The sequence below is a fragment of the Desulfovibrio piger genome (genome assembly GCF_012843875.1).
In the GTDB taxonomy this organism is placed as follows: Bacteria; Desulfobacterota; Desulfovibrionia; order Desulfovibrionales; family Desulfovibrionaceae; genus Desulfovibrio.
Window position 1 is genome coordinate 1 of sequence record NZ_JABAFY010000050.1, and the last position, 17,412, is coordinate 17,412.

Below are 17,412 nucleotides of genomic sequence, written 5' to 3' on the forward strand. Positions count from 1 at the left end.
CTACTTTACCTTGCTTTGGCCTGTATCCTTTGGAGAAAACTGGTATAGCAAGATGTATGCCGGACATTCTCTTAATGCCTCCAAAAAAGCTTCATTATCTTCTTTTGTCCCTATACTTATCCTGAGTTTGTCAGGCATACCGTAGCTTGAAAGCGGACGGATGATGATACCGCACTGCAAAAGATGCTCAAAACATAAGGAAGCATCGTATCCTTCAGGCAGACGTATCATGAGAAAGTTTGCTTCACTTGGCCAGACATCACATTCCAAAAGTCGCAATCCCTCTGTCAGCCGGCACCGTCCGGAGCGTATGCACTCCAGGGTGGCCCTGCGAAATTCGCTGTCCCGGAGCACGGCCAGCCCGGCTTTTTCCGCAAGAGAGTTGACCAAGAACGGCAGCCGGGCCCTCCAGTAGAACCCGGCCAGTTCGGCAGGCAGCACTCCGTATCCCAGACGCAGCCCGGCCAGTCCGTAACTTTTGGAGAAAGTCCTGAGGATGGCCACATTGGCGGGCAAATCTCCCGAAGCCAGCAGGGAAAAGCGGGAGGTATCCCCGCAGGAAGCGCCCGCAAAGTCCATGTAGGCCTCGTCCACCACCAACAGGCAGCGGGGAAAATGTCTTTCCAGCTGTTCTGCCAGACGGCGCATGGCCGCCAGGGGCGGGCAGTAGCCGGAGGGATTGTCCGGCGTCGTCACGAAGACGAGACGGGTCCCGGTATCCACCAGGGAAAACAGGGCATCGAGGTCGAAACTGTAGTCAGGGGAAAGGGGGCAGCGACGCGTCTCCACCCCGCAGATCCTGGCCTGTATGGGATACAGGCTGAAGCAGGGCTCGAAGCAGACCACGGAATGTCTGCCCGGTACGGCCAGCATGCGGATCAGCATGTCGATGATCTCGTCAGAGCCGTTGCCGACGACGATGCGCTCCGGGGAGACATGGTGCGCACGGGCCAGGGCTTCCCGCAGCGCGGGATTGCCGCCCTGCGGATAGCGGAAGGCCTCTTCCAGACTGGTGGCGAGCACCTTTCGTACCAGCGGCGATACCCCCAGCGGGTTTTCGTTGCTGGCCATCTTGATGACACGGGAAAGCCCGTAGCGCTCCCTGACCTCGGCAATGGACATGCCGGGAACATAGGCGCTCAGGCTGGCTATCTCCGGGCGTACGGCACAGGTGTACATGGCTTCTCCTCATGGCATGGAAGTTTCCCTGCCGCCGTATCGCAGTGGGCGCAGGGGCGCCGCCCGTATGGCGGCCGGATACCGCGAGGGAAAATGCAAATCCTGTGCAAGGCCGCGGCCGGGGGCTGCGGTGCGGCCTGTATGCATCATGTCGACTGCCGGAAGGGCCTTTGCCGGTTTCCGGCAACAGCCGCTTTTCGTCCGAAGCATGGGCAGGACAGAGCGCCCGGCAGCAGGTAAAAGCATCACGAGTGTGGCACGCAGCTTGCATCCAGAATCTGCCAATACAAAGAGACTGTTCCCGGATGGAACCCAGATATGGCAGATGGAGCAATGCAATGAAGATACTGCGACTCGATATGCGCACAGGAAACAGCAGCTATGAGGATGCAGACGAAACGTATCCCATGCTCGGCGGCAGGGGCCTGATAGCGGCCCTTTTGCTGAAGGAGATCGATCCCGCATGCGACCCGCTGGGGGACGACAACAAACTGGTGATCTGCAACGGTCTGATGGCGGGGACCCTGGCGGCCACGTCCGGGCGCCTTTCCCTTGGCGGCAAAAGTCCGCTCACAGGCACCATCAAGGAGGCGAACGCCGGGGGGACCGCCGGTCTTGCCATGGCCAAGCTGGGGCTGCGTGCCCTTGTGGTCTCCGGCAGTGCCGACGGTATGCGGGTCCTGGTCGTCGGCCAGGACCATGTCCGCCTGGATGATGCCGAGGGGCTGGCCATGCAGGGGACATACAGGACCTGCGAGCTCTTGCGCAGCCGCTACGGGGAGGGCATCTCCATCGTCTGTATCGGTCCTGCCGGAGAGCGGCGGTACCTCAACTCCTCGGTGCAGGTCACGGACAGGGAGGGGCATCCTTCACGGGCTGCGGCCCGGGGCGGTCTGGGGGCCGTCATGGGCCGCCGGGGGCTCAAGGCCGTCGTTTTCCTGGAGGGGAACCAGCGTCCCGCCATGAAAGACGCCGCCCGCTTCCGCGCAGCCAGCAAGGCCTATATGAAAGCTCTGCGCGAGCACCCCATGACGGGGTCCGTCCTGCCCCGTTTCGGCACGGCATCCCTGGTGACGGTCATCAACGAGATGGGGGCCATGCCCACGCGCAATTACCGGACCGGCAGGTTCGAAGGCGCGGACGGCCTTTCCGGGGAGCGCATGCAGGCCCTGCAGCAGGCCCGCGGCGGCCAGATGACCCATGCCTGCCAGGTGGGGTGCCCCATCGCCTGCTCCAATGTTTATCATGGCCCTGATGGTGAGTACCTGACTTCGGGGATGGAATACGAGACCATCGCGCTCAACGGCTCCAACCTTGATGTGGCGGACCTGGATACGGTCGCGGCGGTGGACCGGCTGTGCGACGATACCGGGCTCGATACCATGGAGACCGGGGCCACCATCGCCATGGCCATGGAAGCCGGGCTCCTTCCCTACGGTGACTCGGCCGGCATCCTCGACATGATCCGCCAGATGCGGGAAGGGACGGTGCTGGGCCGGGAGCTGGCCGAGGGGACGGAACGCTTCGGCAAGCGATACGGGGTGCGGCGCATCCCTGTCGTCAAGCGTCAGGCGCTGGCGGGCTATGATCCGCGGGCGCTGAAGGGCACGGGCGTCACGTGCGCCACGTCGCCCATGGGCGGTGACCATACCGCGGGCAATACCATCGGCATGCCGGGGCTGGATCCCCTGGGGACTGCCGGACAAGTGGAGGCTTCGCGGGCCGCCCAGACGCTGATGGCCGTCTTTGACAGCCTCGGGATGTGCATCTTTTCGGCCATGCCCTCGGAGGATGCGGCTGTCTTCGGCCTTGTGGGCGAGATGCTGGCCGGGGTCTACGGCGGCAGCTGGACGCCGGACGACGTGCTGGCGCTGGGACGGCAGACGCTGGAGAACGAAAAGCGCTTCAATGCCGGCGCGCATATTGACGCCTCCGAGGACGATATCCCGGCCTTCATGCGGGAAGAAGCCCTGCCGCCGCATGACAGCGTGTTCGACATCCCGCGGGAACAGCTGGCATCGACGCTCGATTTCAGCGCGGGACAGCGGGGGTAGTCGTATGTAGGCAAGATTCGGCAGTCGTACGGCAGACCTCGTCTGCATGGGGGGCATCGCGTTCTGCGCCCTGGTCCTTTTGTGTTCCGAGAGCGTCATGGAGGCCTACACCTCCATGACGGCGGGGCATCCTTTCTTCATGGGCTTTTGCAAGTTCGCCTTGCTGGCGACCCTGGGCGAATGCCTGGCACTGCGGTTGACCAAAGGGGTCTATATGACGGCCGGCTTCGGCCTCATCCCCCGCGCCGTGGTGTGGGGCTGCCTGGGTGTCGCCATCTCGGCAGCCTTCATGATCTTTTCTGCGGGAGCGCCGGCCATCCTGCACCTGCTCGGCATGGAAGCGGCGGAACAGGCCCTTTCCGGCCCGCTGGGCACGACGAAGATCCTGACGGCGTTTTCCGTCAGCCTGACGATGAACACCATGTTCGCTCCCATCATGATGATCGCGCACAAGGTGGCTGACCTGCACATCGCCCAGTATCAGGGGCGTCTGGCCTGCCTCTGGAATGCCCCGCAGACCGGCAGGCTCCTGCAGTCCGTGGACTGGAACAGCTTCTGGAAAAACGTGCTGTGCCGTTCCCTGCTCTGGTTCTGGATCCCGGTCCATACCGTGACGTTCCTCTTGCCTCCGTCCTTCCGTGTCCTGTTCGCGGCTGTCCTGGGAGCGATCCTGGGGCTGCTGCTGGCCCTGTTGTCCTCAAAGCAGACGGAGGCCGCATAGCGCACGCCGGTTCCCCGAAGGACGACCGGGGCATCCTCCCTCCTTGTGGCAGGAGAGCGCCCCCGTTCGTCCGGTATCCCCATCCTTGCATGGGGACAGGGGAAAGGCCTGCCGGATGTACAAAAAAGCCCGCCGGAGTCTTCTCCGGCGGGCTTTCTGTCGTTCTTTGCCGCCATGGCGCTCTCGCGCGGGGCGGCCTGTCCCCCTGTTCCCCGGGGGGAGCGGCGAAGGCGTGAAGAGCCCCTTTCCCTTCCCGCCATCCTGCAAGCCGCGGCAGAGCGGGAAGACGGGGGAAGGGCAGGGGAGACGTGCTCCCGTTTACTCAGCCCTCCAGTCCTTTCAGCTTTTCGTGCAGCAGGGCGGCCCTGGAAGCCCCGATGCCGGGCAGGCGGCGCAGATCGTCCACGCTGGCGGCCCGCATGGCCTCCAGACTGCCGAAGGTCTCCCAGAGCAGGCGTGCCGTGGCCGGGCCGATGCCGGGCAGGCGCATGAGCTCGCCGGAAAGGGCGGCCTGACCGCGCGCCTTGCGGTGACGGCCGATGGCGAAACGGTGCGTGGCGTCACGCACGTTCTGCAAAAAGAGCAGCTCCGCGCAGCCTTCGCGCAGGGGCAGGGGATTGCTGCGGCCGGGCAGGAAGATGCGGTCGGCCACATTGCCCGCGCGCCGGTCGGCATGGCCAGCCTCGTCCCGGGCCTTGGCGATGGCCGCCAGCGGGAAGAAATCGGCCTTGCCCGCATCGGCCAGGGCGCGTTCCACCACGGCCAGCTGGCCGCGGCCCCCGTCGATGAGCATCAGGTCGGGCCAGGGCGGACCGCTTTCCAGACGCCGGGCCACCCAGGCATAGAGCGTGCCGTAATCGTCGCCGCCGTCGGGCATGGCATAGGCCCGGTACTGGTCGGGGCTGGGGCGGCCGTCCTCATAGACAACCATGCCCACGCGGGTCTGGTGGCCGCCGGTATGGGACACGTCCACGCATTCGATACGCCGGGGCGCGCCCGGCAGGTGCAGGGCCCGCGCCAGCCGTTCCGGCAGGGGCGTTTCCTCCAGCTTTTCTCGCCGCCGGGCCTCTTCGCGGGCATTGGACTGGGCCACGTCCACCAGACGGTTGTCGGCCGGGTTCTGCGGCGCCACCAGCCGCACCGGGCCGCCGCGCCGTTCGGAAAGGGCCTGTTCCAGCAGGCTGCGCTCGTCGGGGGCCCCGTCCGTGCCGCCGTCTTCCCCGTCAGCCTCCTGCACGGCTGCGGGCAGCCAGGGCAGCAGGATGCGCGGCGGCGGGGTGAGCTGTTCGTAATACTGGCCCACGAAGGAAAAGAGCAGCTCCGGCGCGTCGTCGAAGGTCAGGCCCGGCCAGTAGAAGGCCCGGCCGTCGGTCATGGCGCCGCCGCGTACGAAGACCAGCCCCAGGGCTAGGCCCCGCTCCGCCTGGAACAGTCCCAGCACGTCCATGTCGCCGCCGCCGGGCAGGACCGTGGCCTGTCGTTCCACGGTCTTTTCCACGGCGCGGATCTGGTCGCGCAGCACGGCGGCCTGTTCGAATTCCAGAGCTTCCGCAGCGGCTTCCATGCGGCTGTGCAATTCCTTGAGCAGGGGGTCGGCCTTGCCCTGCAAAAGGTCACAGACGCGGCGCACGCCTTCGAAATAGTCCTCGGCCGTGACCAGCCCCATGCAGGGGGCCGGGCACTGGCCCATATGATGGTAAAGGCAGGGGCGCACGCGGTTCTTCATGGCCCTGTCGGAGCAGCGGCGCAGGGGGAAGGCCCGGTGCAGCAGCTTCCAGGTCTCGCGGGCGGCCAGCGAGGACGTGAAGGGCCCGAAATAGCGGGCCCCGTCGCGCCGGGCCTTGCGCACCACCTCCAGCCGGGGGAAGGGGTGCTTGATGTTCACGCGGAAGAGCACGTACTGCTTGTCGTCGCGCAGCACGATATTGTAATGCGGCCGGTATTTCTTGATGAGGCTGGCTTCCAGCAGCAGGGCTTCCTTTTCCGTGGTGGTGGTCAGGAATTCGATGCTCTGCGCGTGGGCCAGCATGGCTTTTGTCTTGGCGGGCAGGCCTTCGGGGCGGAAATAGGAGAGCACGCGGCGGCGCAGGATGCGCGCCTTGCCCACATAGATGACCTGGCCTTTGCCGTCCCGGTACAGGTAGACACCGGGCGAGAGGGGGATGGAAGAAGGATCGGGTTTCTGCATGGCCCCATGCTACAGGCGGGCGCGGAGCAGGGCAAGCCGCGGGCCGGGGCCGGGGGAGCAGGAAGCCCCCTTCCCGCTCCCGCCACAGGATACCGGCCTACGGGCAGCTGATGACGCCCTCGGACCAGAGGCAGCCGCCACAGGTGGGGGCATCGTTGCCGTAACAGTCGGTAAGGCCCTGTTCCCAGTTCTCGCACAGGCTGCACCGGTAGCAGGGCGAGAACTCGAAATTGCGCACCCGGCGGCGAAAGTCGGCATAGTCCGGGGCGTTCCAGATCTCGTCCAGGCCCTGTTCCGCCAGATCGCCGAAAAAGTGGCTGCGGGTCTCGCGCTGCTTCTGGCGCCAGTAAAGGGTGGCATTGCGCAGCAGGGACATGCAGGGGCTGACATGGCCGTCGAACTTGACGAAGGCCATGCCCTCGTCGATGAAGCGGCAGTGCCGGGCCGCCCGGCTGACGCGCTGGCCGGAAAGGTAGACGCTGCACATGGAGGTGGAGAGCAGGCTGCGCAGGCCTTCCTGGGCCGCCGGGTCCTGCCAGTCCATGAGCGGCAGGTGGATGCGCGGCGAACTTTCCATGGGCGCGGGATCGCCCAGGCCCCAGTCCACCACGTTGTTGTAGAGCACTTCCGAGGCCGTATGCTCGTCCGTGGGGATGACGTTGGAGATGTTGACCTCGTTCACCTTGTAGTAGGTGGAGAAATAGGGCAGGAGGGCCAGCTCGTGGGCATTGCTCTTCATGACCACGAAGGCCACGCCCAGACGCACGGTCCTGTCCAGACGGGCGCGCTGGCGGTTGAACTCCACGATATGTTCCTTGACCAGCGCCAGCTGGCTGTTGCGGCGGATCTGCGCATAGCGGCCGTCGTCCAGGGCGTCGATGGACAGCCAGAGCATGTCCAGACCGGCATCCAGCAGCTCGGCCGTGCGCCGGGCATCCAGCAGGGTCCCGTTGCTCAGCAGCTCCACGCGCTTGCCCAGCGAGGAGGCCGTGCTCACCATCTCCACGATGTCCGGGTGGGCCAGGGGCTCGCCCATGCCGCCGAAAAAGACGGTCTCCACGCTGTCGGGCATGGTCGTCATGGCCTTGCGGAAGGTCTCCGGCCGCATGTCGCCGATGATCTCGTTCTTCCAGCTGTTGCGGAAACACATCTTGCAGCGCAGGTTGCAGCGCGCTGTGGGTTCTATGTAGAGCTTTTTCAGACAGTCATCGGACGGCATGGACTTCTCCTGCTGTGCGCGGGCCGGGAAGGCGGGCGCCGGTTGGGCGACGGTCCTTCCGACATAGCACAGTCCGGGCAAAAGGTCTATGCGGCACGCTCCGGGACGCGGATGTTGTTCCTTTTGGCACATGCGGCGGGCAGGGAGAGGGCAAATGCCATGGAACGGGTCTCCGCAGCCGTGGCCACAGGCGAACTGCGGGAACTCGCCGGGCACCGCAGCACGTGCCCCGCTTTGGGGACAACGGCTGCCGCCTCCTTTCCGGCAGGGGACAGCCCGTCTCCTTCGCCCGCATCGGGAGGCCTGCGGGGCGGCGGCGTGGCGTCCCGTCGGCTATTGGGGCTTTGCCATGGAGCAGGGCGGGGAGGGCGGAATGGACATCATCCCTCCGGGATGGCAGGAGAAAGCCATTCTTGTCTTGCCGCCGGAGGCAAAGCCCTGTAAGAGCCATGACGGCGGCGGGGGCACGGCCCCATGCCGGGGCGAGAAAGGAGGATGCCATGCCCGATGCACTTGATATCTTTGTTTTTGTCTGCTGGTTCGCCGGTGGTTTCGTCTCCGGTGTCAGCGGCATCGGCGGCACCATGTTCGCCTTTCCCTTCCTGGCGCTGGCCATCCCCATGCACGCGCTTATCCCTCTGAGCTGCCTGGTCTGCTTTTTCAAGGATGCCTGCATGATCGCCATGCATGTGCGCTTCTGCCGCTTCGATGCCATGCCCTGGCTGCTGCTGGGCGCGGTGCCCGGCTCCTTTGCGGGCGTCTATCTGCTGCAGATCTGTTCCGGCGCCGTCCTGCAGGGCATCGTGGGCATCCTGCTGCTGTTCTTCGTGTACTGGCAGCTCTATGTGCATGGGGGGCGCGGCGGCGGGGCCCGCTTGCAGCCGGTGGGCGTGGCCTGCGGCTTCGGCGCCGGTCTGCTGGGCACGGGCATCGCCCTGGACGGGCCGCCCATGGCCGCCTTTGGCCTGGCCGTGGGCTGGGAGCCGCGTGTCTTTCTGGGCACGGTGAGCGTCTTCTTCATGCTGCGCGGCATCATCACTCTGGTGCTGCAGTGGTGGCACGGCTTCTTCACGCCCGAGGTGCTGGGCATGGCCATGTACGGGACGCCCGGCGTGATGCTGGGCAGCCTGGCGGCCTTCCCTGTGGTCAAGCGCATCAACGTGCTTTTGTTCCGCCGTGTCCTGCTGGCCATCATCGCCATCTGCGGCGTGGTCTGCCTGGTACGCTCCATCTGGTAAGTGGCGGACAGCGGGGAAGGGCAGGCCGGGGGATCGGGCAGGCTGCGACGGATGTTTTCCGACCCTTTCAAAAAAATTTTGCAGATTCCAAAATTTTTACTTGACCTCCGGCAGCATTTCCCATACATAGAACGAGTTCGATGCGTCCCCATCGTCTAGCCGGCCCAGGACAACGGCCTTTCACGCCGTCGACAGGGGTTCAAATCCCCTTGGGGACGCCAACAAGGAATCAAGGCACCTGCAGTGATGCAGGTGCCTTTTTCGTTTCAGTCCCTTGCGGGAGACCGCGAGGGCTTTCTTGTTCGGGACATGCTTTGCGCGAGCGTCCACGGGGAATTGGGCCGCCTCAGGCAAGGTCGTGTGGCCTGTGGCGGAGATCTGTTTTTTCGAACAGAACAGCCGCCGCATCCGGGAATCCCGGACGGACGGCGGCTGCGGGAAACAGGCCTTGAGGCCCGCAGGCTAGAATTTGTAGATGAAGCTCACGTTCATATTCCAGGCATCCTCGGTGCTGTTGGCGGCGTAGCGGCGTCCTCCGGCGTGGTAGCCGCCCCAGACATCCGGGCTGTTGTCCAGCCACAGGGCGATGTAATTGGCCTCCACCAGCAGCTTCAGGTTCTCGTGGAGGGTATAGGTGCTCATGATGCCCACTTCCATGGCCCGATCTCTGTCGGTCAGGTACAGCCCGTAGTAATTGGCGGTATTGAAGTCCGTCCCGTTGGGGCGGACGATGTCAGGGCCGCCGGCCCCCTTGATGTGGCGGGCCATGCCGGCGCTGTTGGTGCCCTGATAATAGTTGAGATGGATCGTGTGGCTCAGGTCTTCGAAAAAGCTGATATCGCACACACGCAGGCCCAGGCCCCAGGTGCCCACCAGTGTGGAGCCCAGCAGGGTGTCCCGGCCCAGGGTCCAGGTGCCCAAGGTGCCGAAGCCGGCCACGCTGCTGGTGCTTTCGTTGTTGGCCTCGATGGTGGGCATGCGCTCGGAACCGTTGGCGGGATCCCCGTCATCGCCGCTGCTGTACCAGCCATAGATGCCGGGAGTGCCCCAGTCCAGCGCGTATTCGGCCAGGGCCGAGGCATACCAGCCGTGACGGTCGAGGGCGGCATCCCCTGTGGCGACGCTGCCCCAGGCCGCGCTCCAGGCCAGACGCAACGGCCGGGCCGCCGTGATCTCGCCGGTGAGGCCCGCCCAGAAGGCCGTGGCGTGGGCCAGGCTGCTCTCGCGGCCATCGAAGCGATAGGCGGATGGGGACAGGCCGATGCCGTAGCTCCCTTCGCTGTTGCGGCTGTAGAACCGTCCGTTGCCGTGGCGGAACGCGTTCTTGCCGATCGTTCCCAGCAGCGCCCAGGGGGTGAGGCGTATATCTTCATACGTCACCGGCAGCAAAAGGCCGAAGAAGTCCGCATTGTCCAGCCAGCCGCTTTGGCCGCCATCGGGGGCGGCCCAGTTGTCATTGAAGGCCCGCGCCCAGAAGGCCGTCAGGGACAGATGTTCCGTGAGCGGGGCGGCGACGCTGATCCCGGCCACGTCGGCATCGAAGACCTGTGAGGCATCGGTGACGAAATCGGGCAGGAAGATGCGCTGCAGGCCCATGCGTGCCTTGAGTCCCGTGCCGGGGAGGTTCCAGTCCAGATAGCTGTGCTTGATCTTGACGATCTGGCCGTCAGCCCCCAGGGCCCCGCCGCTGCGGGCGCGGCCCCAGGTGGCCCCGCCTATCTCGAAATAGACGCTGCCGGAAAGGGCATCGGACACCGCGGCATCCAGTTGCAGGCGTACGCGGTTCTTGGCCTCGAAACGGTCCTCGCCCCAGCGCCCCCAGCCCTGCACGTTTTTCCCTTCCCTGTCCTTGCGGACAAAGCTGCCGCCATCCCCGTATTCGAGCATGGCGATCCAGACGCCTTTGACACGAAAGTCCACGGCGTGGGCTCCGGGCGCGGTCATGAGCCCCCCCAGCAGGGCCCCGGCCAGCAGGGCGGCGGCTGCGCCATACGGCTTGTTTTTCTTCATCTGTCCTCCTCTGAAATGTGTGGCATGTTTTTAGAAAGCGTGCTACGATTTTCTGGTAGCACGCTTTTTAAAAACATGCCACTATTGTGGGGAGGTTCCTGTGGAAAAAATGAGGATGGGCAAACTGCTGGTATGCTGGCTGCTGCTCTGCGGCCTGAGCCTGCTGGCCGGCTGCCGGGAAGAGGAGAAGGGACAGGCCGGTGCGCCGCGCGAGGAGCTGGTCTATGCCAGCACCAAGGACATCCGGGACATCAATCCGCACCTGTACGGCGGCGAGATGGCAGCCCAGGGCATGGTCTTCGAGCCCCTGGTCATCAACACGGCGGAAGGTGTCCGGCCCTGGCTGGCCGAAAGCTGGGAGATCTCGCCCGACGGCCGCGTCTATACCTTCCATCTGCGCCGTGGTGTGACCTTCAGCGACGGGACGCCCTTCGATGCCGAGGCCGTCCGCCTGAACATGGATGCCATCATCGCCAATCGCCTGCGCCACGCCTGGCTGGACATGATCAACGAGATCGAACGCCATGAAGTCGTGGACAGCCATACCTGGCGTCTGGTACTCAAGCACCCCTATTATCCCACTCTCATCGAGCTGGGGCTGTTGCGGCCTTTCCGTTTCATCTCGCCGTCCTGCTTCATCGACGGTCAGACGCGCAACGGCGTATGCGGCCTCGTGGGCACGGGCCCGTGGATACTGAAGGAACACAAGGAGAACCAGTACGCCCTGTTCACGGCCAATCCCTCTTACTGGGGAGAGAAGCCACGTTTGCAGGCCGTGCGCTGGAAGGTGATGCCCGACCACCAGGCCATCCTGCTGGCCCTGCACAAGGGGGACGTGGATCTGGTGTTCGGGGCCGATGGCGACATGCTCAACCTGGACAATTTCGACGCCATCCGTCGTGAGGGGCGCTATGCGGCGGCCATCAGCCAGCCCATCGCCTCGCGGGCCATACTGCTCAACGCTCACCAGCCGTTCACCCGGGAGCGGGACGTGCGCCTGGCCCTGCAGTATGCGGTGGACAGGGAAGGCATCGCCGCCACCATCCTCAACGGTTCCGAGACCGTGGCCCCCAGCCTGCTGGCCTCCACGGTGGCCTATTGCGACCTGCCGCTGGAGGCGCGCGGCCATGACCCGGAAAAGGCGGCGCGTCTGCTGGACGGGGCGGGCTGGCTCATGGCGGCCGACGGCTGGCGCTACAAGGACGGACGGAGGGCCAGCGTGCGCCTGTACTACAATTCGCAGAATGCGCAGGAGCGCAGCATCGGCGAGTACATGCAGGCGGACCTGAAAAAGATAGGGGTGGAGATGAAGATCGTGGGCGAGGAGAAGCAGGCCTTTCTGGATCGCCAGAAGAGCGGCGACTTTGAATTGCAGTATTCCCTGTCCTGGGGCACGCCTTACGACCCGCAGTCCTATATTTCCTCGTGGCGCATCCCGGCGCACGGGGACTATCAGGCCCAGCTGGGTCTGGATCGCAAGGAATGGCTGGATGCGGCCATCACCCGTTTGATGACCGAGACGGACGAGGAGCGCCGCAAGGCCCTGTATGCGGAGATCCTCGGGTATGTACATGATGAGGGCGTCTATATCCCGCTGACCTATTCCCGCACCAAGGCCGTCCACGTGCGGGAGCTCAAGGGCGTTTCGTTCGGCGTGTCGCAGTACGAGATCCCCTTCGAGAAAATGTATTTTTGATGCACCGCGTCCCGGTGTCCGGCAGGCATGGACTGGAGGCACCGGGACAAAGATGAAGGATGGACATGAAGCATTGCCTGTTGCGTCGCCTGCTGGGGCTCGTGCCGCTCTTGCTGGGGATATCGTTCCTGTCGTTCGTCCTCATCCAGCTCAGCCCCGGGGACCCGGCGGAAGTGGTCATCCGGGTCAATGACATGACCCCCACGCCGGAACTGCTGGCCGAGGTGCGCACGCAGCTCGGGCTGGACAGGCCCTTTCCGGAACGTTACCTACGCTGGCTCGCGGATGTACTTCGGGGCGACCTGGGCATGAGCTATGTGAACGGGCGGCCCGTGGCCGGGGAGCTGGCCCGGGCCCTGCCGCCCACCCTGATGCTGGCGGGGACGGCCGCGGCCATCATGCTGGTGTGCAGCCTGGCCGTGGCCCTGGTCTGTGTCCGCCATGAGGGCAGGGTGGTGGACCGCCTGCTGCGGGCCCTGCTTTTCCTGGGTACCTCCGTACCGGCCTTCTGGGCGGGGCTGCTGCTGATCTGGCTGTTCTCCGTCCATCTGGACTGGCTGCCTACCGGCGGCCTTGAGGGGCCGTCCTCGCTGGTGCTCCCGGCCGTGACGCTGGCCTTGCCCTATCTGGCCGCCTATGCCCGGCTGTTGCGCAACAGCATGGTGCAGACCGCGCAGGAAGACTTCGTCCTCTACGCCCGGGCCTGCGGCCGCAGCCGGGGGGCCGTCCTGCACATGGTGCTCCGTAATTCTCTGCAGGCCAGCCTCACGGCCCTGGGCATGAGCCTGCCCAAGCTGGTGGCAGGCAGCTTTGTGGTGGAGTGCATCTTTGCCTGGCCCGGTCTGGGGCGCCTGTGCGTCACGGCCATCTTCAACCGGGATCTTCCCGTCATCCAGGCCTATGTCCTGCTGATGGCCGTGCTGTTTGTGGCCGGCAACCTGTGCATGGACATTTGTGCGGGCCTGCTGGACCCGCGTCTGCGTGAACGGGGGCTGCGATGAGGTGCGTACGGGCCTTGCTGCATGACAGGGCTGGCCTGGCCTGCCTGCTGTTCCTGGGCATCGTGCTGCTGGCGGCCCTGCTGGCCCCGTGGCTGACGCCTTGGGATCCGCTGGCCGTGGACGGCAGCCGCAAGCTGGCCCCCTGCGGGCCCGAACACTGGCTGGGCACGGACAGGCTGGGGCGCGACATCTTTTCCCGCCTGCTCTACGGGGCCCGGGCCACGCTGGGCGTCTCGCTGCTGGCCATGGGGGCCACGGTCTCGCTGGGGGCCCTGCTGGGCATGCTGGCGAGCCTTGTGCGCGGGCGGGTGGAGTCCTGCCTCATGCGGCTGTGCGACGTGATGCTCTCCTTCCCCGGCGAGGTCATGGTGCTGGCCATCGTGGGCATGCTGGGGCCGGGGCTGGAGAACGTGGTGCTGGCCTGCGTGGTGGCCAAGTGGCCGTGGTACGCGCGCATGATGCGGACCATCACCCTCCGTTATGCGGACAGGGACTTCGTGCGTTTCGCGCGTGTGGCGGGCTACGGCACGGGCCACATCATGAGGCGTCATCTGCTGCCCTGCGCTGCCGGGGAGATCAGCGTCCTGGCCACGCTGGATACCGGCGCGGTGATACTGATGGTCTCGGCCCTGTCCTTTCTGGGGCTCGGCGTGCAGCCGCCCACACCGGAATGGGGCATGATGCTGGGCGAGGCGCGCGAGGTGATGGTCCTGTACCCATGGCAGATGCTGCCGCCCGGGCTGGCCATCCTGCTGGTGGTGGCGGCCTGCAACTATCTGGGCGACAGCCTGCGTGATGCCCTGGACCCCAGGCACGCCATGCACAAGGAGCCTGTGCTGTGAATCATGGACATCCCGTGCCGCTGCTGGAACTGCGGCATGTCTCCGTCACGGAGGGCCTGTCCGGCAGGCCGCTGGTGCAGGACGTGAGCTTTTCGCTGCAACGCGGGCACTGTCTGGGCATCGTGGGCGAGAGCGGTAGCGGCAAGAGCCTGCTCTGCCGGGCCCTACTGGGCCTGCTGCCGTCCGGTCTGGTCCGGAGCGGGCAATTGCATTTCGACGGCCGCGACCTGGGCCGTCTCGATCCCGCAGGCTGGCGGGAGCTGCGCGGCACGGGTATGGCCGTCATCCTGCAGCAGGCCATGACGGCCTTCGATCCTCTCAGGCCTTTGGGAAAGCAGCTGGAGGGGGCCTTGCGGGACAGGGGGCGGATGTCCGCTGCCCGGGCCCGGGAGGCTGTTTGCGAGGCCCTGCAGCGGGTGGACCTGCCGGAGACCGTCCTGAGCAGCTACCCGCACCAGTTGTCCGGCGGCATGCTCCAACGCTGCATGATCGCCCTGACGCTGGCCCTGCGGCCCGCGCTGGTGGTGGCCGATGAGCCTACCACCGCTCTGGATGCCTGCCATCAGCAGCAGGTACTGCGCTGTCTGGCCGACGTGGCCCGTGATGCCTCACTAATTTTCGTCTCGCACGATCTTGGCGCCGTACAGCAGCTGGCAGACGAGGTGCTGGTCATGCAGGCGGGGCGCTGCGTCGAGTATGGGCAGGCGGCACAGCTTTTCGATGCGCCGGGCCATGCCTGCGCCCGGCATCTGGTCCGTACCCGGCTGGCCCTGTGGCGGGGCTTCCGGCAGGCTCTGGGAGACAGGTGATGAGCGGCAGCGACATCTTTCTTGCCGTCCGGGATATCTGGAAGACCTATGCCGTCCCCCATGGAGGGGGCTCCCGGCCCGTGCTGCAGGGGCTGGACTTCTGTCTGGAGCGGGGCGAGATGGCGGGCCTGGTGGGCGAGAGCGGCAGCGGCAAGAGCACGCTGGCCCGTCTGCTGCTGGGGCTGGAGCGGCCCGACCGTGGTATCGTGCTGCTGGAAGGTCAGCCCTTGCGGCAATGGCGGGCCCGGGGCGGGAGGCTCTCCGTGGTCTTTCAGGACTATGTGACCTCGGTCGATCCGGGCTTTACACTGGCGGAGGCCGTGGACGAGGGCCTGGGGCCGGGCTGCCGCCTTTCCCGCCGGGAGCGGCGACGGGAAGTGGACAGGCTGCTGGAACGCGTGGGGCTTTCGCCTTCATTGTCCGGCCGTCTGCCGCATGAACTCAGCGGCGGCCAGGTGCAGCGGGCCTGCATCGCGCGGGCGCTGGCCGCGCGACCGTCCTTTCTGGTGCTGGACGAGGCCGTGAGCTCGCTGGATGTCCCGGTACAGGTGCAGATACTGGAATTGCTGCGGGACATTCGCAGCGACACGACCTGCCTTTTCATCACCCATGATCTCCAGGCCGCAACACTGGTCTGTGACAGTTTGCTGGTCCTGGATCAGGGCCGCTGTGCGGAGCATCTGCCGGTGTCGCAGCTGGGGAGCGCCCGCAGCCCGCGCTTGCGGCGGATGCTGGAAACAGTCGTCCCGTTCCGCTCCGCATGGGACGGGAGCTGTGACGAAGCTGCCGGGACAGGAAGAGCCCCCGGGGCAACGAAGGTCTGAACGACAGGAGCGCATGGCTCTCTGCCGTAAAGCATCCTGCGGGCATGGCGGCAGGGTGGCTGCAGATTTGCGGCACGGCACCGGCAGGGAACGACCGGCCGCATCCCGTCCATGAGACGGGCAAGATTTCGTGATCGTGCCGCAGGGAAAAAGACGGCCCAGAGGCAAGGGCTGCCGATACCCGCACGACACCGTAAAGGAGCACATGATGGAGCAGACTACCGGCATCCCCGGGGATGCTGTTAAGGCCCGGCCCGGGCTCGACGGGCGCATCCGGCGTTACTGGACCCGGCGTTCCGACGCTTTCGGGCAGGTACGCCGTGAGGAATTGCAGAGTGACAAGTCCTCCCTGTGGCGGGCGGAGATCCTGCCCTGGCTGCCGCGCAGGGAAGACGGGACCGCCCTGCGCATACTGGATCTGGGCACGGGCGCGGGATTTTTTGCCATCCTGCTGGCACAGGCGGGCTGCGAGGTCACGGGCGTCGATCTGAGCGAGGGGATGCTCGCCCAGGCCGCCGCACTGGCCGATGAGGCAGGCTGCACGGTGGACTGGCGCTGCATGAGTGCCACGGAGCTGGACTTTGGGGATTCGTCCTTTGACGGCGTCCTGGCCCGCAACCTGACCTGGACGCTGACGGATCCCGAGGCGGTCTATGCGGAGTGGTTGCGGGTGCTGCGGCCCGGCGGCGTACTGCTCAATTTTGATGCCGATTACGGGGCGGTGGACTTTACCCGGCTTGCCGATGAGAAGGGGCAACATGCCCATGCCGATGTGGATAGTGCCCTCCTGCAGGAAGGGGAGGACATCCGCCGTTCCCTGCCCCTGAGCCGCCGGGAACGGCCGCAGTGGGACATGGAGGCCCTGGCACGGGCGGGCTTTGTCCGTTGCAGCTGTGATACCGGGCTCAGCGGGCGGATCTTCGTCCGGCGGGACGCCACCTACAATCCGGTGCCCATGTTTGCCCTGCGTGCGTATCGTCCCTGATGCTCTGCCCTGTGGCGGGATTCGGAGGGGCGTTGCCGCGACTGCCGGCATGTCGGAAGAAACAAAGAAGGGGGTGCCCGTGGGCATCCCCTTCTTTGTTTCTTTTCACTACGGGACGGATCATGCCCGCTCCTGGGAGCAGAGCAGGCCATGCCATGATGGCGTTAGGCGTTTTCGGCCCGGCGCTTTTCCTTGCGCGCCTGCTGGGCCCTCTGGACATTGCGGCGCATCTTGGCTTCGAAATTCCGGGACATCAGCTTCTGCTCGGAAGGATAGCCGCAGAGGTATTTGTACTCTTCCACATTGATGCCGTGATTGGCCAGATGGCGGGACGTCAGGGAGCAGGCCGCCTTGCCGCACAGGCAGCAGGTGATGGTGTTGTCCGTGATGGCTTCCGCGGGATTGAAGACCAGATCGGCCTTGGTGAAGATCTTTTTGGGGGCCGGGGCGGGCTTCTTTTCCTCTTCGACGGGAAGGGGCTCGTCCACGGGGGGCAGAGCGGCAGGCGCGGCCTCTTCGACCTTCACAGGCTGCTCGGCCTGCGCGTTGACCCGGCGCTCGATGGCCATATTAAGAGGATGTCCGGCATGTTTTTTGATTTTAAAAGGTGTGGTAATCTCGTCCCATGAAACAAACAGATTTTCGT

At 65.4% G+C, this 17,412-nt stretch carries 14 protein-coding genes and 1 tRNA gene; 10 read left to right on the forward strand and 5 right to left on the reverse strand.

The window, feature by feature from the left end; all coding sequences use genetic code 11:
* The gene (hisC, locus tag HF854_RS10380; RefSeq protein ID WP_168936216.1) at positions 1-1,179 is read right to left on the reverse strand and encodes a histidinol-phosphate transaminase; all 1,179 of its coding nucleotides are present in this window, start codon (positions 1,177-1,179) and stop codon (positions 1-3) included.
* Positions 1,180-1,517: 338 nt separating this feature from the next.
* Between hisC and HF854_RS10385 the strand changes: the two genes are divergently transcribed.
* Both HF854_RS10385 and HF854_RS10390 read left to right on the forward strand, forming a co-directional pair.
* Entirely contained in the window at positions 1,518-3,233 is a 1,716-nt protein-coding gene (locus HF854_RS10385; protein ID WP_168936217.1) for an aldehyde ferredoxin oxidoreductase family protein, read from the forward strand.
* Between the two features lie 46 nt (positions 3,234-3,279).
* Positions 3,280-3,954 (forward strand): hydrolase, encoded by a 675-nt coding sequence (locus HF854_RS10390; protein WP_168936218.1) that lies wholly within the window; start codon positions 3,280-3,282, stop codon positions 3,952-3,954.
* A 322-nt stretch (positions 3,955-4,276) separates the two neighbouring features.
* On the opposite strand, the gene uvrC is transcribed toward HF854_RS10390, so the two are convergent.
* The gene (gene uvrC / locus HF854_RS10395) at positions 4,277-6,142 is read right to left on the reverse strand and encodes an excinuclease ABC subunit UvrC (protein ID WP_168936219.1); all 1,866 of its coding nucleotides are present in this window, start codon (positions 6,140-6,142) and stop codon (positions 4,277-4,279) included.
* 97 nt (positions 6,143-6,239) lie between these two features.
* Positions 6,240-7,361 carry a radical SAM protein gene (locus HF854_RS10400; RefSeq protein ID WP_168936220.1) on the reverse strand — a complete coding sequence of 374 codons (1,122 nt, stop codon included), beginning with the start codon at positions 7,359-7,361 and terminating at the stop codon, positions 6,240-6,242.
* Positions 7,362-7,861: 500 nt separating this feature from the next.
* Here HF854_RS10400 and HF854_RS10405 point away from each other — a divergent pair, with 500 nt between their 5' ends.
* The gene (locus tag HF854_RS10405; protein WP_168936221.1) at positions 7,862-8,599 is read left to right on the forward strand and encodes a sulfite exporter TauE/SafE family protein; all 738 of its coding nucleotides are present in this window, start codon (positions 7,862-7,864) and stop codon (positions 8,597-8,599) included.
* 144 nt (positions 8,600-8,743) lie between these two features.
* A tRNA-Glu gene (locus HF854_RS10410) sits at positions 8,744-8,820 on the forward strand.
* Positions 8,821-9,061: 241 nt separating this feature from the next.
* Here the strand turns inward: HF854_RS10410 and HF854_RS10415 are convergent.
* Entirely contained in the window at positions 9,062-10,609 is a 1,548-nt protein-coding gene (locus tag HF854_RS10415; protein WP_168936222.1) for an outer membrane homotrimeric porin, read from the reverse strand.
* A gap of 109 nt (positions 10,610-10,718) precedes the next feature.
* Between HF854_RS10415 and nikA the strand changes: the two genes are divergently transcribed.
* From nikA to HF854_RS10445, 6 genes are all read left to right on the forward strand, one after another.
* Positions 10,719-12,305, forward strand: a complete 1,587-nt coding sequence (gene nikA, locus HF854_RS10420) for a nickel ABC transporter substrate-binding protein (protein WP_168936227.1) — start codon at positions 10,719-10,721, stop codon at positions 12,303-12,305.
* Between the two features lie 65 nt (positions 12,306-12,370).
* On the forward strand, positions 12,371-13,306 hold the full coding sequence (gene opp1B / locus HF854_RS10425) for a nickel/cobalt ABC transporter permease (RefSeq protein ID WP_168936223.1): 936 nt from the start codon (positions 12,371-12,373) through the stop codon (positions 13,304-13,306).
* Complete coding sequence (opp1C, locus tag HF854_RS10430; protein WP_168936224.1) at positions 13,303-14,148, forward strand: nickel/cobalt ABC transporter permease; 846 nt, start codon at positions 13,303-13,305, stop codon at positions 14,146-14,148. Before opp1B ends, opp1C begins: the two co-directional genes overlap by 4 nt.
* On the forward strand, positions 14,145-14,957 hold the full coding sequence (locus HF854_RS10435; RefSeq protein WP_205906104.1) for an ATP-binding cassette domain-containing protein: 813 nt from the start codon (positions 14,145-14,147) through the stop codon (positions 14,955-14,957). Before opp1C ends, HF854_RS10435 begins: the two co-directional genes overlap by 4 nt.
* The gene (locus tag HF854_RS10440) at positions 14,957-15,781 is read left to right on the forward strand and encodes an ABC transporter ATP-binding protein (protein ID WP_168936225.1); all 825 of its coding nucleotides are present in this window, start codon (positions 14,957-14,959) and stop codon (positions 15,779-15,781) included. Before HF854_RS10435 ends, HF854_RS10440 begins: the two co-directional genes overlap by 1 nt.
* Before the next feature lie 205 nt (positions 15,782-15,986).
* Positions 15,987-16,766, forward strand: a complete 780-nt coding sequence (locus tag HF854_RS10445) for a class I SAM-dependent methyltransferase (RefSeq protein ID WP_168936226.1) — start codon at positions 15,987-15,989, stop codon at positions 16,764-16,766.
* A gap of 164 nt (positions 16,767-16,930) precedes the next feature.
* On the opposite strand, the gene HF854_RS10450 is transcribed toward HF854_RS10445, so the two are convergent.
* On the reverse strand, positions 16,931-17,412 hold a 482-nt coding region (locus HF854_RS10450), incomplete at its 5' end, for a MucR family transcriptional regulator (protein WP_346765657.1).

What these genes read in the sequence shown, in the direction of transcription:
- HF854_RS10440 (WP_168936225.1), top strand. Translation starts at nt 14,957, where the DNA reads ATGAGCGGCAGCGACATCTTTCTTGCCGTCCGGGATATCTGGAAGACC.
- uvrC (WP_168936219.1), bottom strand. Translation starts at nt 6,142, where the DNA reads ATGCAGAAACCCGATCCTTCTTCCATCCCCCTCTCGCCCGGTGTCTAC.
- HF854_RS10405 (WP_168936221.1), top strand. Translation starts at nt 7,862, where the DNA reads ATGCCCGATGCACTTGATATCTTTGTTTTTGTCTGCTGGTTCGCCGGT.
- hisC (WP_168936216.1), bottom strand. Translation starts at nt 1,179, where the DNA reads ATGTACACCTGTGCCGTACGCCCGGAGATAGCCAGCCTGAGCGCCTAT.
- HF854_RS10415 (WP_168936222.1), bottom strand. Translation starts at nt 10,609, where the DNA reads ATGAAGAAAAACAAGCCGTATGGCGCAGCCGCCGCCCTGCTGGCCGGG.
- nikA (WP_168936227.1), top strand. Translation starts at nt 10,719, where the DNA reads ATGAGGATGGGCAAACTGCTGGTATGCTGGCTGCTGCTCTGCGGCCTG.
- HF854_RS10390 (WP_168936218.1), top strand. Translation starts at nt 3,280, where the DNA reads ATGGGGGGCATCGCGTTCTGCGCCCTGGTCCTTTTGTGTTCCGAGAGC.
- opp1C (WP_168936224.1), top strand. Translation starts at nt 13,303, where the DNA reads ATGAGGTGCGTACGGGCCTTGCTGCATGACAGGGCTGGCCTGGCCTGC.
- HF854_RS10400 (WP_168936220.1), bottom strand. Translation starts at nt 7,361, where the DNA reads ATGCCGTCCGATGACTGTCTGAAAAAGCTCTACATAGAACCCACAGCG.
- HF854_RS10385 (WP_168936217.1), top strand. Translation starts at nt 1,518, where the DNA reads ATGAAGATACTGCGACTCGATATGCGCACAGGAAACAGCAGCTATGAG.
- HF854_RS10445 (WP_168936226.1), top strand. Translation starts at nt 15,987, where the DNA reads ATGATGGAGCAGACTACCGGCATCCCCGGGGATGCTGTTAAGGCCCGG.
- opp1B (WP_168936223.1), top strand. Translation starts at nt 12,371, where the DNA reads ATGAAGCATTGCCTGTTGCGTCGCCTGCTGGGGCTCGTGCCGCTCTTG.